Annotated in this window: 10 protein-coding genes; 2 read left to right on the top strand and 8 right to left on the bottom strand. The window is 70.7% G+C overall.

Translation table 11 applies throughout. The features are described from left to right. Nucleotides 1–25: 25 nt before the first annotated feature. Nucleotides 26–1,552 carry a GTPase HflX gene (hflX, locus tag ABH936_RS00505; RefSeq protein WP_404602053.1) on the bottom strand — a complete coding sequence of 509 codons (1,527 nt, stop codon included), beginning with the start codon at nucleotides 1,550–1,552 and terminating at the stop codon, nucleotides 26–28. 173 nt (nucleotides 1,553–1,725) lie between these two features. Here hflX and ABH936_RS00500 point away from each other — a divergent pair, with 173 nt between their 5' ends. After that, on the top strand, nucleotides 1,726–2,391 hold the full coding sequence (locus ABH936_RS00500) for a class I SAM-dependent methyltransferase (protein WP_288756445.1): 666 nt from the start codon (nucleotides 1,726–1,728) through the stop codon (nucleotides 2,389–2,391). A gap of 23 nt (nucleotides 2,392–2,414) precedes the next feature. Here ABH936_RS00500 and dapF read toward each other — a convergent pair whose 3' ends face one another. The 7 genes from dapF to ABH936_RS00465 all read right to left on the bottom strand — a co-directional run bounded on the left by dapF (nucleotide 2,415) and on the right by ABH936_RS00465 (nucleotide 9,923). Further along, nucleotides 2,415–3,287: a diaminopimelate epimerase gene (gene dapF, locus ABH936_RS00495; RefSeq protein ID WP_288756446.1), complete on the bottom strand. Its 873-nt coding sequence runs from the start codon at nucleotides 3,285–3,287 to the stop codon at nucleotides 2,415–2,417. A gap of 12 nt (nucleotides 3,288–3,299) precedes the next feature. Continuing rightward, nucleotides 3,300–4,277: a tRNA (adenosine(37)-N6)-dimethylallyltransferase MiaA gene (miaA, locus tag ABH936_RS00490; RefSeq protein ID WP_404602051.1), complete on the bottom strand. Its 978-nt coding sequence runs from the start codon at nucleotides 4,275–4,277 to the stop codon at nucleotides 3,300–3,302. A gap of 17 nt (nucleotides 4,278–4,294) precedes the next feature. Further along, the gene (locus ABH936_RS00485) at nucleotides 4,295–5,593 is read right to left on the bottom strand and encodes an MFS transporter (RefSeq protein ID WP_404602050.1); all 1,299 of its coding nucleotides are present in this window, start codon (nucleotides 5,591–5,593) and stop codon (nucleotides 4,295–4,297) included. A gap of 46 nt (nucleotides 5,594–5,639) precedes the next feature. Next, nucleotides 5,640–7,172 carry a tRNA (N6-isopentenyl adenosine(37)-C2)-methylthiotransferase MiaB gene (gene miaB / locus ABH936_RS00480; protein WP_288756449.1) on the bottom strand — a complete coding sequence of 511 codons (1,533 nt, stop codon included), beginning with the start codon at nucleotides 7,170–7,172 and terminating at the stop codon, nucleotides 5,640–5,642. A gap of 69 nt (nucleotides 7,173–7,241) precedes the next feature. Next, a complete protein-coding gene (locus tag ABH936_RS00475; RefSeq protein WP_404602047.1) occupies nucleotides 7,242–8,174 on the bottom strand; it encodes a regulatory protein RecX in 933 nt (310 codons plus the stop codon). 82 nt (nucleotides 8,175–8,256) lie between these two features. After that, on the bottom strand, nucleotides 8,257–9,282 hold the full coding sequence (recA, locus tag ABH936_RS00470; RefSeq protein ID WP_369815079.1) for a recombinase RecA: 1,026 nt from the start codon (nucleotides 9,280–9,282) through the stop codon (nucleotides 8,257–8,259). Between the two features lie 407 nt (nucleotides 9,283–9,689). Then, the gene (locus tag ABH936_RS00465; RefSeq protein ID WP_038567672.1) at nucleotides 9,690–9,923 is read right to left on the bottom strand and encodes a DUF3046 domain-containing protein; all 234 of its coding nucleotides are present in this window, start codon (nucleotides 9,921–9,923) and stop codon (nucleotides 9,690–9,692) included. A 98-nt stretch (nucleotides 9,924–10,021) separates the two neighbouring features. On the opposite strand from ABH936_RS00465, the gene ABH936_RS00460 reads away from it, so the two are divergent. Next, nucleotides 10,022–15,415, top strand: a complete 5,394-nt coding sequence (locus ABH936_RS00460) for a DEAD/DEAH box helicase (protein ID WP_404602044.1) — start codon at nucleotides 10,022–10,024, stop codon at nucleotides 15,413–15,415. The last annotated feature ends 14 nt before the right edge of the window (nucleotides 15,416–15,429 follow it).

Genomic DNA, 15,429 nt, shown 5'->3' with positions numbered 1-15,429 from the left:
TCGCTGAACTCGCGACGGCGTGGCTTCAGGCGTTCGTCAGGTACGCCTGGAGTTCACCCTCGAGCTCCGGCATCACCTTGGCGTGGACGTAGGTGCCCTCGCCGCGGTGCTCGATCGAGAGGACCTCCGCGTCCGCGTGGAGGCGGCTGAGCAGGTCGCCGCGCTCGTACGGCAGCAGGACGTCGACACGGCGCTCCGGCTTCGGCAACTCGTCGGCGATGAGCTGGAGCAGCTCGGGCAGGCCCGCGCCGGTGCGCGCCGACACCGCGATCGCGTACTTCTCGTGGCGCATGAGCCGATCGATGACGTCGGGGTCGGCGACGTCGGCCTTGTTGATGACGATGATTTCCTTGACGTCGCTCGCATCGACGTCGGCGAGCACCTCGCGCACCGCGGAGATCTGAGATTCGGGGTCGGGGTGCGAACCGTCGACGACGTGCAGGAGCAGGTCGGCGTCCGCGACCTCCTCGAGCGTCGAACGGAACGCCTCGACGAGCTGGTGCGGCAGGTCGCGCACGAACCCGACGGTGTCGGCGAGGGTGTAGGCGCGCCTGTCAGCCGTCTCGGCACGACGCACCGTCGGATCGAGCGTCGCGAACAGCTGGTTCTGCACGAGCACGCCCGCGTTGGTGAGGCGGTTGAGGATCGAGCTCTTGCCGGCGTTCGTGTACCCCGCGATGGCGACGCTCGGCACGTTGTTGTGACGTCGGCCGCTGCGCTTGGTGTCGCGCGTCGTCTTCATCTCAGCGATCTCGCGGCGCAGCTTCGCCATGCGCGTGTTGATGCGACGACGGTCGAGTTCGATCTTCGTCTCACCCGGACCGCGCGAACCCATGCCCTGACCGCCCGCGGCCTGGCCGCCGGCCTGACGCGACATCGACTCACCCCAACCGCGAAGACGCGGCAGCAGGTACTGCATCTGGGCGAGCTCGACCTGGGCCTTGCCCTCCTTGCTCTTCGCGTGCTGGGCGAAGATGTCGAGGATGAGCGCGGTGCGGTCGATGACCTTGACCTTGACGACGTCCTCGAGCGCGCGTCGCTGGCTGGGCGCCAGCTCGCCGTCGGCGATGACGGTGTCGGCGCCCTCGGCGATGACGATCTCCTTGAGTTCCTCGGCCTTGCCCTTGCCGAGCCACGTGCCGGGGTCGGGTCGCAGCCGGCGCTGCACGACGCCGGCGAGCACCTCGGAACCGGCCGTCTCGGCGAGCGCGGCGAGCTCGCGCAGCGAGTTCTCCGCGTCCTCGGCGCTGCCCTCGCTCCAGACGCCCGCGAGGACGACCTTCTCCAGGCGCAGCTGGCGATACTCGACCTCGGAGACGTCCTCGAGCTCGGTCGACAGACCGTGGACACGTCGCAGCGCCGCGCGTTCTTCGCGCTCGAACTGGTCGCCGTCATAGGCGTCGACGACGAAGCCGCGCTCGTCGTAGGTGGGGGTCGCGTCGTCACTGTCGGCGAGAGCCTGGGCTCGGCGGGACAGGAAGTCGGCGGGGTTGCGCTCGTTCAGGGCTGGATCCTCACGTCGAAGGTCGTCGTTCGTTGCGGTGCGGTTCATTGTCTCGCAAGCGAGAGCCGCACCAGCATCGTCGCAGGAGAGAACGTCCGGGGCCACCGATTTAGTCCCGTCGCGCATGGAGGCAGCGGCCGGTCGTCTGGGCTGATCGCCTCGGGTGGCTGCGTGGTTGCGGCTTCCGGATGCCCCACGGACACGCCGTAGGCTGGGCCCTGATGAACGACCATTACTTCAGCGCCGAGCCCGCCTCCGCCGACGAGCGTCGCACCCTCACGCTCCGCCTCGCCGACCGCGCGGTCTCGATGACGACAGCACCCGGCGTCTTCTGCCCCGATCGCCTCGACGCCGGTACCGCCGTCCTGCTCAACCACGCTCCGACGCCGCCGCCGAGCGGGACGTTCCTCGACGTCGGTTGCGGGTGGGGCCCGATCACGACGACGCTCGCGCTGCGCTCCCCGTCAGCGCAGGTCTGGGGCGTCGACGTCAACCGTCGTGCGCTCGACCTGTGTGCCGACAACGTTGCGGCGCAGGGGTGTTCGAACGTCGCCGTCGCGCAGCCGTCGCAGGTGCCGGACCACGTCCGGTTCGACCTCATCTGGTCGAACCCGCCGATCCGGGTCGGCAAGAAGGTGCTGCACGAGCTGTTGCTGACATGGCTGCCGCGCCTCGTCGTCGGCGGGCACGCCTATCTCGTCGTGCAGCGCAACCTCGGCTCGGACTCGCTGCAGAAGTGGCTCGCCGAGCAGCTCGGCTCGTCGTATGCGATCGAGCGGCTGACGAGCGTCAAGGGATTCCGCATCCTCGCGATCGGACGCCTCGACGACGGCGGGCCGCTGCCGCTGCCGGCGTCCGACGACGTCAGCCGCAGCAGCGACGCCTGACGCGAGCAGTCACAGAGGCAGCCTCACAGCTGCGACAGGTCGATCTCGCCGTCGGCGACGAGCACGGCGGGGCCGGACAGCGCGACCTCGGTGCCCTTGATGTGCACACCGAGCGTGCCCCCGAGCACGTCGACGCGCCAGTCGACCTGATCGGCCGGCTGGCCGCCCCACCACCACGTCGCGAGCGCCGCGGCAGCCGCGCCGGTGCCGCATGAGCGGGTCTCCCCCGAGCCGCGCTCGTGGACGCGCATGCCGATGTGCGCGTGCTCGATGGCGTGGACGAACTCGACGTTCGAGCCCTGCTCGGGGTGCGGGTCGATGTGCGGAGCGTCGCTCAGGTCCAGGGCCGACAGGTGCACCGACGGCGGCAGCGCAACGACGGTGTGCGGGTTGCCGAGGTCGAGGCTCAGGGCGGGCAGCGGGTCCGGTGACCCGTGAACCTGGACGACCGAGTCCATCCCCCGCCGCTCGGCCTCCTCTGCGCGGGCGAGGCGCCACTGGCCGAGGTCGACGGCCCAGCCGTGCGGCACGGCCACCATCTCCTTGAGCCCGGCACGCGTCGCGATCACGAACGGCGCCCCCTCGTCACCGCTCACGAGACCGCGGGAACGCAGGTACTCGGCGAAGACGCGCGTGCCGTTGCCGCACATCTCGGCCAGCGAGCCGTCAGCGTTGCGGTAGTCCATGAACCACGTCGCCTGCGGCGCGAGATGGGCGACCTCGGGCACGTTCGCCGTGCGCACGACACGGATGACGCCGTCGGCGCCGATGCCGGCGTGGCGGTGGCACAGGTAGGCGACCTGGTCGGGCGTCAGGTCGAGCTCGCCGGATTCGTCGGGAACGAGGACGAAGTCGTTCTGCGTGCCGTGGCCCTTGGTGAAGTGGATGCGCGTCACGCGCTCATCGTGTCACACCGCGTCGGCGTCAGGTTTCGCCACCGCGCCGTGCCGCTCCGGCGCGTAGGCGACGATCTCCGCGAGCGCACGATCGAGCAGATCGGGAGCGTCGAACGGCAGCCACACCGGCCGCGGATCGGGCCGGAACCAGGCGCGCTGACGGCGCGCGAACTGGCGCGTCGCGATGGCCGTCTCGGCCTTCGCTGCGGCCTCGTCGAGGTCGCCGTCGAGCTGGCGCAGCGCCTGGCTGTAACCGATCGCGCGGCTCGCCGTGCGGCCCTGACGCAGGCCGCGGGCGTCGAGGGCGCCCACCTCGTCGAGCATTCCGGCGGCCCACATGAGGTCGACGCGGCGTTCGATGCGGGCGACGAGGACGTCTGGGTCGGCTTGCAGACCGAGGACGATCGTCGGGCGCAGGAAGGTCTTGGTCGGCGCGCTCGCGCTGAACGGGCGCCCGGTGATCTCGATGACCTCGAGGGCCCGCACGACCCGCCGCACGTTGCTTGCGAGGATGTCGCGTGCTGCCTGCGGATCCTTCGCGGCCAGCTCGCGATGCAGGGCGCCGGAACCCTCGGCCACCGCGCGTTGTTCGAAGTGGGCGCGCACCAACGGATCCGTCGGCGGGATGTCGAGGACGTCGAGCGCGGCGCGCACGTACAGGCCCGAACCGCCGACGACGATGGGGCGCCGGCCGCGCGCGAGGATGGCGGCGATGTCGGCGCGCGCTCCCTCCTGGAAGCGAGCGACCGTCGCCTCGTCGAGGATGTCGAGCGTGTCGATCTGGTGATGCGGGATGCCCCGACGCTCGTGCGGCGCGAGCTTGGCCGTCCCGACGTCCATGCCGCGGTAGAACTGGGAGGCGTCGGCGTTGACGATCTCGCCGCCGAGACGCTCGGCGAGGTCGAGCGACAGGTCGCTCTTGCCCGTCGCCGTCGGGCCGACGAGCGCGATGACCTCCAAGGGCGCGGGAGTGCCGTTCACGGCATCCATTGTGGCGGATGCGCCGGTCATGAGGCGCCCGGCGTGGCCGCGGCCTGCGTCCGTCGCGTGACGGCGACCAGCCACGCCGCGATGAGCGCCGCCAGAACGACGAGCGCGCCGACGAAGAGGCTCGCACCCGCCCAGCCGGAGCGGGAGAACGGCAGCCCGACGAGCGCCCCGACGACGGACGAGCCCGTGTAGTAACCGAAAAGGTAGAGGGAACTGGCCTCCGCGCGGTGCTCGTCGGCCATGGCGCTCACCCAACCGCTAGCGCTCGAATGAGCGGCGAAGAACGCTCCCGTGAACACGAGCATGCCGACGAGCACGCCGGGCAACCAGTCGATCCACGCGAGGGCGAGACCGACGAGCATGAACGCGATCGACGCGAGCAGCACCCGGCCGCGGCCGAACCGGTCGGCGAGGCGCCCCGCCCACGCCGACGTCACCGTCCCCGACAGGTACATGACGAACACGAGGCTGACGAGCGCCTGCGGCAGCGCGAACGGCTCGTCGAGCAGACGGAAGCCGAGGATGTTGTAGAGCGACACGAACCCGCCCATGAGCAGGAACGCAATCGCCACGAGCGCCATGACGCGTGCGTTGCGCAGATGCGTCGCGACGTTGTGCATCGATGCTCGAACACCGATCGGTTTGGCCGCGAAGAACCGGCTCGGCGGCGCGAGGCGCACGAAGACGGCCGTGAAGACGAGGGCCACGACGGCTGCCGCCTCCATCGCCCACCGCCAACTGACGACGTCGAGGGCCAGCCCCGCGACGAGGCGCCCCGACAGCCCACCGATCGTCGTGCCCGCGATATAACGGCCCATCGCGGCGCCCAGATCGCGCCCGTCGACCTCCTCCGCGAGGTACGCCATGGCGACGGCCGGCACGCCCGCGAGCGTCAGGCCCTGCAGCGCGCGACCGGCGAGCACGACACCGAGATCGTGCGCGAGCGGGATGAGCAGGCCGATGAGCGCGGAGACCAGAGCCGACGCCGCCATGACACGGATGCGCCCGAACCGCTCCGACAGGATGCTCGCCGGCACGATCGCGAAGGCCAGCACGCCCGTCGTCGCGCTGACGGCGAGCGCCGACGTCGCCGGGGAGACATCGAACTCGCGAGCGAGCTGCGGCAGGACGGCCTGCGCCGAGTACATCGAGATGAACGTCGCCATCCCCGCCGCGAACAGCGCGGTCGTGATCCGGGTGTAGCCGTTGGTGCCGCGCCGATAACCGCGCGGCGCCTGCGGCGTCAGCTGCGCACTCGTGGGAATCCTGCTCCTGTCATGACGAGATCGCCGGACGAGCCGACGTGGGTGCCTCACGTGCGGCGGCGCGATGGTCAGCGCCGCCGTCGCTGCCGCGCGAGGTTCAGTTCGCGGCGCAGGCTGGCGCCGTCGCGACGGGCATCTGCGGCTGCCCGATCGACGGCATGCCGAGGCTGACGGCGGGCTTCGCGGCGCCGGTCGGCGTACCGTCGGCCGCCGCGTCCTGCAACGCCTGCCAGGCATCACCACCGCGGGTGCGGCGCACGCTGTACGTGCCGCCGTCGAGACCGGAGTCGGCGACGAGGTGGTGCGGCGCGCCGTACGTGACGTCGACCGTCACCATGTCACCGGGGCGCGGGCGCTCGGCACCCTCCGGCACGGCGAAGTGGACGAGACGGTTGTCCCGCGCCCGGCCCGACATGCGGTGCGTCTCGGCGTCCTTGCGGCCCTCGCTCGGCGCGACGAGCACCTCGACGGTGCGCCCCTCCTGCTCGCGGTTGCCCGCCCAGGAGACGCGTTCCTGCAGCTCGATGAGGCGCTCGAAACGCTCCTGGACGACCTCCTTGGGGATCTGGTCGTCCATCGTCGCGGCCGGCGTGCCAGGGCGGATCGAGTACTGGAACGTGAACGCCGAGCTGAAGCGGGAGGCCTCGACGACGTCGAGGGTGCCCTGGAAGTCCTCCTCCGTCTCGCCGGGGAAACCGACGATGATGTCGGTCGTGATCGCCGCGTCCGGCATCTTCTCGCGGACCTTCTCGATGATGCCGAGGAACTTCTTGCTGCGGTAGCTGCGGCGCATGTCCTTGAGCACCTTGTCGCTGCCCGACTGCAGCGGCATGTGCAGGCTCGGCATGACGTTCGGCGTCTCCGCCATCGCGTCGATGACGTCGTCGGTGAACGCCGCGGGGTGCGGGCTCGTGAAACGCACCCGCTCGAGGCCCTCGATCTCGCCGCACGCGCGCAGCAGCTTGCTGAACGCCTGACGGTCGCCGAACTCGACGCCGTAGGTGTTGACGTTCTGCCCGAGCAGCGTGATCTCGACGACGCCCTGCGCGACGAGGGCCTTCACCTCGGCGAGGATCTCACCGGGGCGACGGTCCTTCTCCTTGCCGCGCAGCGCCGGCACGATGCAGAACGTGCACGTGTTGTTGCAGCCGACGGAGATCGACACCCAGCCGGAATAGGCCGAGTCGCGACGCGTGGGGAGCGTCGAGGGGAAGACCTCGAGGCTCTCGAGGATCTCCACCTGGGCCTCGGCGTTGTGACGGGCACGATCGAGCAGGGCGGGCAGCGAGCCGACGTTGTGCGTACCGAAGACGACGTCGACCCACGGCGCGCGCTCGACGATCGTCGCGCGGTCCTTCTGCGCGAGGCAGCCGCCGACGGCGATCTGCATGCCCGGCGTCGCGTCCTTCGTCGGACGCAGGTGCCCGAGGTTGCCGTAGAGCTTGTTCGCTGCGTTCTCGCGGACGGCGCACGTGTTGAACACGACGAGATCGGGGTTCTCGGAGCGCTCCGTCTCCGGAAGCGCCGCGAAGTCGGTGTAACCGGCCTGTTCGAGCAGCCCCGAGATGCGCTCGGAGTCGTGGACATTCATCTGGCACCCGTGGGTGCGCACCTCATACGTCTTAGCCATGGCTGTCCAAGTCTACGCCGGTCGGCGTGGTCGGGTTCCGGGGCGCTACGGGGCCTGATTCGTGCTCGCTCATGACGCTTCCTCCTGCACCTGACGGATGACGGACCACACGAGCTCGCCCGAGTAGCCCTTGCGAGCGAGCAGCCCGGCGAGGCGGCGCGTCTGCGTCGGCTCGTCAAGCCGGCTCATCGTCACCATCTTCTTGCGCGCCAGGACGAGAGCTTGCTCGCGTTCGACATCGTCGTCGACCTGTTCGAGCGCGACGGTCGCGACGTCGTCGTCGATGCCCTTGCGCTTGAGCTCCTGACGCAGCGCGCGACGGGCGAGCCCCCGGGAGGCGAGCTTCGAACGCACGAGCATGGCGGCATAGGCCTCGTCGTCGACGAGCCCGACGTCCTCCATGCGGTCGAGGACGACGTCGATGACGTCCTCGCTCACCTCCTTCTCACGCAGCTTGTCGGCGAGCTGCGAGCGGCTGCGCGGCATCGCCGTGAGCTGCGTGAGGACGATCTCGCGCGCGTACCCGATCGGGTCCTTCTCGCGCTCAGCTGCCTCGGCTTCCCGTCGCGCCGCTGCCCGCTTCTCGCGCCGCTCGGCTTTCTCGGCCCACGTCAGCTGCTTCTTGGCCTTGCGCTTGGCGCCTGAGCGCGCGCCTACGCCCGAGGACGAGGCGCCGAAGGACGACGTACCGAACGATGATTGGCCGTACCCGGACGCCGAACCGCCCCGGCCCTGGCGCCGGCGCCCGGCGCGGCCGGGCCGGGCGCTGGCGTTGTCGCCGTCACCACTGTCGTCACCGGCGAAGCGGCTTTCGTGGCCCGCCGAGCCGAAGGGACGAGCGACTCCGGCGGCAGGGTCGCCGGTCGACAAGCCGCGCGCCGTGGCCGGTCGCTCGTCGCCCCACGTCTGTGACGCGGCGAGGCTCGCCTCGCCGACGTCGACGGGGTCGACGAAGTCGGGCAGCCCCAGAGACTGCCTGACGTCGTCAGGTCGTGAAGGCATGTGTCACGCTCACCGTCTCCCACACGCGGCGACGTCAATCCCCGGTCGGAGCTGGGGCGTCACCGCCGCGTCGTGGCGTCGATCAGAAGTCGACCATGACCTCGGCGTCGATGGGCGCGTCCGGGTCGAGGCCCTCGAGCACCGCGTCGTCGTCAGGGATGATGCCGAGCTTCTTCTTGATCTTGAGCTCGAGTTCATCCGTGAGCTGCGGGTTGTCCTTGAGGAAGGTGCGGGCGTTCTCCTTGCCTTGCCCCAACTGGTCGCCCTCGTACGTGTACCAGGCACCCGACTTGCGGACGAAGCCCTGCTCGACACCCATGTCGATGAGGCCACCCTCGCGCGAGATGCCCTGGCCGTAGAGGATGTCGAACTCCGCCTGCTTGAACGGCGGCGCCACCTTGTTCTTCACGATCTTGGCGCGAGTGCGGTTGCCGACCGGCTCCGAACCGTCCTTGAGCGTCTCGATGCGGCGCACGTCGATGCGAACGGACGCGTAGAACTTGAGGGCCTTACCACCGGTCGTCGTCTCCGGGGAGCCGAACATGACACCGATCTTCTCGCGCAGCTGGTTGATGAAGATCGCCGTCGTACCGGTCGAGTTGAGCGCACCGGTGATCTTGCGCAGTGCCTGCGACATGAGGCGCGCCTGCAGACCGACGTGGCTGTCACCCATCTCGCCCTCGATCTCGGCGCGGGGCACGAGCGCAGCGACCGAGTCGATGACGATGATGTCGAGCGAACCGGAACGGATCAGCATGTCCGCGATCTCGAGCGCCTGCTCACCCGTGTCGGGCTGGCTGACGAGCAGCGAGTCGGTGTCGACACCGAGCTTGCGGGCGTACTCCGGGTCGAGCGCGTGCTCGGCGTCGATGAAGGCCGCGATGCCGCCGGCCTTCTGCGCATTGGCGACGGCGTGGAGCGCGACCGTCGTCTTACCCGACGATTCCGGGCCGTAGATCTCGACGACACGGCCACGGGGCAGGCCACCGATGCCGAGCGCGACGTCGAGCGCGATCGAGCTGGTGGGGATGACCTCGATCGGAGGACGCACGTCCTCGCCGAGGCGCATGATCGAGCCCTTGCCGTGGGCCTTCTCGATCTGAGCCATCACGGTGTCGAGCGACTTGATCTTGTCGCCCGATGCTGACGGGTTGGGGGTGGTGGGTGCCTTGGCCATGGCCGTTCTCCTTCGAAATCGTGGGTGGTCGCGCCTACCGGCGATCGACGAGGAGGCCGACGTGCTGGGTGACCTCGTGTCGAATCAGACGCTAGATGCGACCACCGACAACACCGGAATCACTGGCCACGCACGCTGTGGAGAAGGGTTCCCCGGCGTCGCATCTGTGGACCACATTACACGAAATAGAACACGCGTTCGAACATCGTCGCGTGGCGTGTCCGCGTGCGGTCGACGAGCCACCTCAGACCCGCGACGGCGGCACCCGCCATCCTCGTTCCGCTCACCCCTACCCACTGCCGGGACGACCCGCCCGGCTCATCGGAACCGAGACGGCCTCACTCGAACGGGTGGTCGATGACGGGCCGGTCGCGGCCCAGGCGGCGCTCCTCGGGGATGTCGAAGGCGTCGCACACGGCCAGCCAAACCCGTCGGGCGGGGACGCCGGCCGCGAGCGCCTCGTTCGCGGTGCGCCCGTCGAGCGCGCCGAAGACGTGGCTGCTCGCCACCATCGAGCCGTAGGCGTCGCCGAACTCGTCTGCCATGAGGCGGTTGAACTCACTCTCTCGCACCCCGCCACCCTCGCCCACGGGCCACTGCGGGGGCAACCTGACGGGGCGAAAACCGCGAAACGACGGGGTTGTCGGCGCCGCGTGGCACGCTTGGGCGCATGAACAGCCCTGTCGTCGAACGCTTCTGGCCGGCCACCCGTGAGTGGTTCACGGGCACGTTCGGCGCACCCACCCCCGCTCAGGAGGGCGCGTGGGAAGCGATCAGTGAGGGGCAGCACACGCTCGTCGTCGCCCCGACCGGTTCCGGCAAGACCCTGAGCGCCTTCCTGTGGGGGCTCGACCAGGTCATGCACGCAGGCGACGACGCGCAGCCCGACGCCGACCACCGCTGCCGGGTCCTGTACGTCTCGCCGATGAAGGCCCTCGCCGTCGACGTCGAACGCAACCTGCGCTCCCCCCTCGTCGGCATCCGTCACGCGGCGACGCGCCTCGGCCTGAGCGAGCCCGAGGTCTCGGTGGCGGTGCGTTCGGGCGACACGACTCCGAAGCAGCGGCGCGACTTCGCGAGCAAGGGCGCCGATGTCCTCATCACGACCCCGGAGTCGCTGTTCCTGCTTCTGACGAGCAACGCGCGCGAGCGGCTGAAGGGCGTGCAGTACGTCATCATCGACGAGATCCACGCCGTCGCGGGCACCAAGCGTGGCGCGCACCTCGCCGTCACGCTCGAACGACTCGACGAGTTGCTCGACTCCCCCGCGCAGCGCATCGGCCTGTCGGCCACCGTCCGCCCGATCAGCGAGGTCGAGCGCTATCTCGCCGGCGGGCGCCCCGTCACGACGGTCGCGCCGCCGATCACGAAGACGTGGGAGCTCGACGTCGTCGTCCCCGTCGAGGACATGGCAGACCTCGCCTCCAGCCCGCGGGACGACGACGCCCCGTTCGACGATCACGCCCCGGAGCGGACGGCGTCGATCTGGCCCCACGTCGAGGAACGCATCGTCGACCTCATCGCCGCGCACACCTCGACGCTCGTGTTCGCCAACTCGCGGCGACTCGCCGAGCGTCTGACGGCACGCCTCAACGAGATCTGGGCCGAGCGCCTCGACGCCGCGGCGCAGGCGGAAGCGCTCGGCAGCTCAGCCGGGGCAGATGACATCGACCTCGACGAGGCCGATCTGAACGACGACGACGCGACCGCCGCAGACGCGGACAAGCCAGCGCAGGCATCGTCGAGCTCCCTCGTCGACCCGTGGGCCACAGGCCCCGTCGGCGACGCCATGACCGGCGCTGCCCGGGCTGACGAGGCTCGCACCGGAGATGGCCGGGCGACCCGCGACGAGGTCATGCCTGGGTATGACGCGCGCGCCTCGACCCCACCTGCGGCGCTCATCGGCGGTGCCGGGACGTCGGCGGGCACGCCGGCCGTCATCGCGCGCGCTCACCACGGGTCGGTGAGCAAGGACGTGCGGGCGGAGATCGAGGGCCAGCTCAAGGCGGGGCGCCTGCCCGCCGTCGTCGCGACGAGTTCGTTGGAACTCGGCATCGACATGGGCGCGATCGATCTCGTCGTACAGGTCGAATCGCCACCGAGCGTGGCGAGCGGGCTGCAGCGCATCGGCCGTGCGGGTCACCAGGTCGGGGCGACGAGCCACGGTGTGCTCTTCCCCAAGTACCGCGGCGATCTGCTGAGCGCCGCCGTCGTCGTCGACCGCATGCGGCGCGGCCTCATCGAGTCGATCGCGGTTCCGGCCAACCCCCTCGACGTTCTCGCGCAACAGGTTGTCGCGATGGTTGCGATGGACGAGTGGCGTCGCGATGACCTCGAACGGGTGCTGCGTCGCGCGGCGTCGTTCGCGGGTCTGACGGGCAGCGTCCTCGACTCCGTCCTCGACATGCTGTCGGGGCTGTATCCGAGCGACACCTTCCGTGAGCTGCGCGCCCGCATCGTCTGGGATCGCAGCGACGACGTGCTGCGCTCGCGCCCCGGCGCGCAACGACTGGCCGTCACCTCCGGCGGCACCATCCCCGACCGCGGCCTGTACGGCGTCTTCCTCGCGGGCGGCGACGGGCCGGGGCGCCGCGTCGGCGAACTCGACGAGGAGATGGTCTACGAGAGCCGCGTCGGCGACGTGTTCACCCTCGGCACGAGCACGTGGCGCATCGAGGACATCACGCGCGATCAGGTGCTCGTCACCCCCGCGCCGGGGCAGGTGGCGCGGTTGCCGTTCTGGAAGGGTGACGCACTGTCGCGACCCCTCGAACTCGGTGAGGCGATCGGTGCGTTCACCCGGGAGATGGCCGAGACGAGCGACGACGACGCCCTCACGCGCGCCCGCGAACTCGGGCTCGACGAACTCGCCGCCCGCAACCTGCTCACCTACCTGCGTGAGCAACAGGAAGCCGTCGGGCACATGCCGACCGACCGCACCGTCGTCATCGAACGCTTCCGCGACGAGATGGGCGACTGGCGCATCGTCGTGCACTCGCCCTTCGGCGCGTCCGTGCACGCACCGTGGGCGCTCGCCGTCAGCGCCCGGATGGCGGAGCGGTTCGGCGTCGAGGTGCAGGCCATGCACACAGATGACGGGCTCGTCTTCCGCCTGCTCGAGACCGAGGGCGATGACGACACCCTGACGAACGCCCTCATCGAGGCGATCGTGCTCGACCCGGACGACGTGGCCGACATCGTCACCCATCAGGTCGGCGGCACGCCCCTGTTCGCGGCGCGATTCCGCGAGTGCGCCGCGCGTGCGCTGCTGCTGCCGCGCGGTAACCCGGGCAAGCGTCAGGCGCTGTGGCAGCAACGTCAGCGGGCCGCGCAGCTGCTCGAGGTCGCGAGCGCCTACCCCAGCTTCCCGATCGTCCTCGAAGCGGTGCGTGAGGTGCTGCAGGACGTCTACGACGTGCCCGGCCTCGTGAATCTCATGCGTTCCATCGCCAAGCGCGAGGTGCGTGTCGTGCACACGCAGACGACGTCGCCGAGCCCGTACGCCAAGGCGATGCTGTTCAGCTACGTCGCGCAGTTCCTCTACGAGGGCGATTCGCCGCTCGCGGAGCGGCGCGCCGCCGCGTTGTCGCTCGACCCGGAGTTGCTCGCCGACCTGCTCGGGTCCGCCGGCGGACTGTCCGTCGCCGACCTGCTCGACCCCGACATCGTGCGGCTGTTCGAGTCGCGCACCCAACGGCTCGCGCCCGACCGGCGTCTGCGCCATGCCGAGGATCTCGCCGATGCCCTGCGCGCCCTTGGCCCGCTGACGCTCGAGGAGATCGCCGCAAGGGCTGTGCCGGCCTCGACGTCGTCGGCCGACCCGGTGGTATCGCAGGCGGAGTCATCCGGTCCGGCGCCGACGGCGGCAGGTGAGCTGGCGGAGACCGGCGACGACGCGGTGGAGGCGACCTCGACGGACGTGACGGCTGACGACGTGGTGTCGGACGCCGCCCACCATGAGTCGGAGCTCGACCCACCTCCCGGTGCCGAGGCCCGCGACGTCGAGCCGTGGTGGCGCGAACTCGTCGCGGCCCGGCGCGCCATCGAGGTGCGTTGGGGCGGTGACGTGCGCCTCGCCGCGATCGAGGACGCGTCGCGTCTGCGGGATGCGCTCGGTGTCGCACTGCCGCCCGGCGTTGCACAGGCGTATCTCGAACCCGTGACGGCGCCGCTCGACGATCTACTGCTGCGATACGCGGCGAGCCACGCCCCGTTCACCGCGGCCCGCGCGGCGCGACACTACGGCCTCGGCGTCGCCGTCGTCACGAGTGCGCTGACGCGGCTCGCGCACGACTCGCGCCTCGTCCACGGAGCTCTGCTGCCCGACTCGCTCGGCGGCGGCGATCGTGACGGGGAGTTCTGCGACCCGGGCGTCTTGCGCACGCTGCGACGCATGTCGCTGGCGTCATTGCGCGCGGAGATCGAACCGGTCGCCGCGGAGCAGTACGCCCGTTTCCTGCCGCGCTGGCAGCAGGTGGGTGGGGGGCTGCGCGGACCCGACGGTGTGCTCGCCGCCCTCGAACCGCTCGTCGGGGTGCCGCTGCCCGCGTCCGCGATCGAGAGCCTCATCCTGCCGGCCCGCGTGACGAACTACCGCCCCTCCGACCTCGACGAGCTGCTCGCCGCCGGTGAACTGCTGTGGCAGGGGCATGGCAGCATCTCCGCCGACGACGGTTGGATCAGTTTCCACTTCCCCGACACCGCTCCCCTGACGCTGGCCGCGCACGCCCTTCCGAGTGAGCTCGACGCCCCCGGCCGTGAGGCGCCCGCAGAAGAGCGGTCGACGGCCGCTGCCGCATCGTCCGAGATTGCGAGATCTGGTGCCGCCCGATCTGACGCCGAGCCAGATGCGCAGACATCCGACGCGGCGGCCTCTGGCGTTGTCGATAACACCGACGATGCCGACGTCAATGGCTCGGGTGTGAGCGAACCACCCGCCGACCAACTCGCCGAGGTGGCGGGTGCCGCCGCCCCGATGACGGCTGACTCAGGTGCGCACGGCGCGACCGCTGAGTCCCGCGACGACAGGACGGCAGCGCCCACTCAGACCGGGACGCAGAAGGGGCGCTCGCCCCTAACCGGCGCCGCAGTGGCGCGAGCCCTCGGGGTTGGTGGCAGCCACCTGTTCGCCGATCTGCGCACTCGCCTGGCAACCGCGGACGACTCGGCTCTCACGAGCGCGCTGTGGGACGCGGCGTGGAACGGTCACGTCAGCGGCGACACGTTCGCGCCCGTGCGCGCTCTGCTCACCGGCGGCGCGAGTGCGCACAAGCCGCGGGTGTCGACGGCGCGCGGCTCGCGGTATGCCCGCCTGCGGGGTCCGTCGTTGTCGTCGCGTGCCGGCCGCCCCAGCGCAGCGGCCGCCGGCAGGACCCCTCCGACCGCCGTCGGACGGTGGCGCCTTCTGCCCGCAGCCGAGGATGATCTCACCGAACGCACGTTCACGCGGGCCGAGGGGCTGCTCGCCCGCCACGGCATCGTGACGCGCGGCGCCGTCGTCGACGAGGACGTCGTCGGTGGGTTCGGCGCCGTCTACAAGGTGCTCGCCGGCGCCGAGGAGCGTGGGCTCGTGCGGCGCGGCTACTTCGTCGAAGGTCTCGGTGCCTCGCAGTTCGGGGCGTCGGTCGCCGTCGATGCGCTGCGTGCGACGCGCGCGCCGGAGCCCGATCCGTGGGGTGCGCGGCCCGTCGAGTGTCTCGTGCTCGCGGCCTGCGACCCGGCCAACCCGTTTGGCGCGGCGCTGCCGTGGCCACCGGCACGTGACGAGCACGCCGGTCACCGTCCCGGGCGCAAGGCGGGCGCGCTCGTCGTCATCGCCGACGGCGCTCTCGTCGCCTACGTGGAACGCGGCGGCCGCACGGCCCTCACCTGGACGGCCGAGGACGCCGTCTGGCCGGAGGTGGGCGCACGATTGGCGGGGCTCGTCAGCGGCGGCCAGGTCGACTCGCTCAGCATCAAGACGGTGAACGGGATCAGCGCCCTCACCTCGGACGAGCCGATCGTGAAGGCGCTGATGGACGCGGGGTTCGTCGCCGGGCCGCACGGCATCCGCAAACGACGCTGAGCATCACCGCGGCG

It is taken from the genome of Dermacoccus sp. GAS27A (assembly GCF_044909235.1).
GTDB classification, from domain to species: domain Bacteria; phylum Actinomycetota; class Actinomycetes; order Actinomycetales; family Dermatophilaceae; genus Dermacoccus; species Dermacoccus nishinomiyaensis.
The sequence above is the reverse complement of the archived record's forward strand: the minus strand, read 5'-3'. Positions and strand labels throughout refer to the sequence as shown.

Coding starts and splice junctions, on each gene's coding strand:
- hflX (WP_404602053.1), bottom strand. CDS start 1,552: ATGAACCGCACCGCAACGAACGACGACCTTCGACGTGAGGATCCAGCC.
- ABH936_RS00500 (WP_288756445.1), top strand. CDS start 1,726: ATGAACGACCATTACTTCAGCGCCGAGCCCGCCTCCGCCGACGAGCGT.
- miaA (WP_404602051.1), bottom strand. CDS start 4,277: ATGGATGCCGTGAACGGCACTCCCGCGCCCTTGGAGGTCATCGCGCTC.
- miaB (WP_288756449.1), bottom strand. CDS start 7,172: ATGGCTAAGACGTATGAGGTGCGCACCCACGGGTGCCAGATGAATGTC.
- ABH936_RS00475 (WP_404602047.1), bottom strand. CDS start 8,174: ATGCCTTCACGACCTGACGACGTCAGGCAGTCTCTGGGGCTGCCCGAC.
- recA (WP_369815079.1), bottom strand. CDS start 9,282: ATGGCTCAGATCGAGAAGGCCCACGGCAAGGGCTCGATCATGCGCCTC.
- ABH936_RS00460 (WP_404602044.1), top strand. CDS start 10,022: ATGAACAGCCCTGTCGTCGAACGCTTCTGGCCGGCCACCCGTGAGTGG.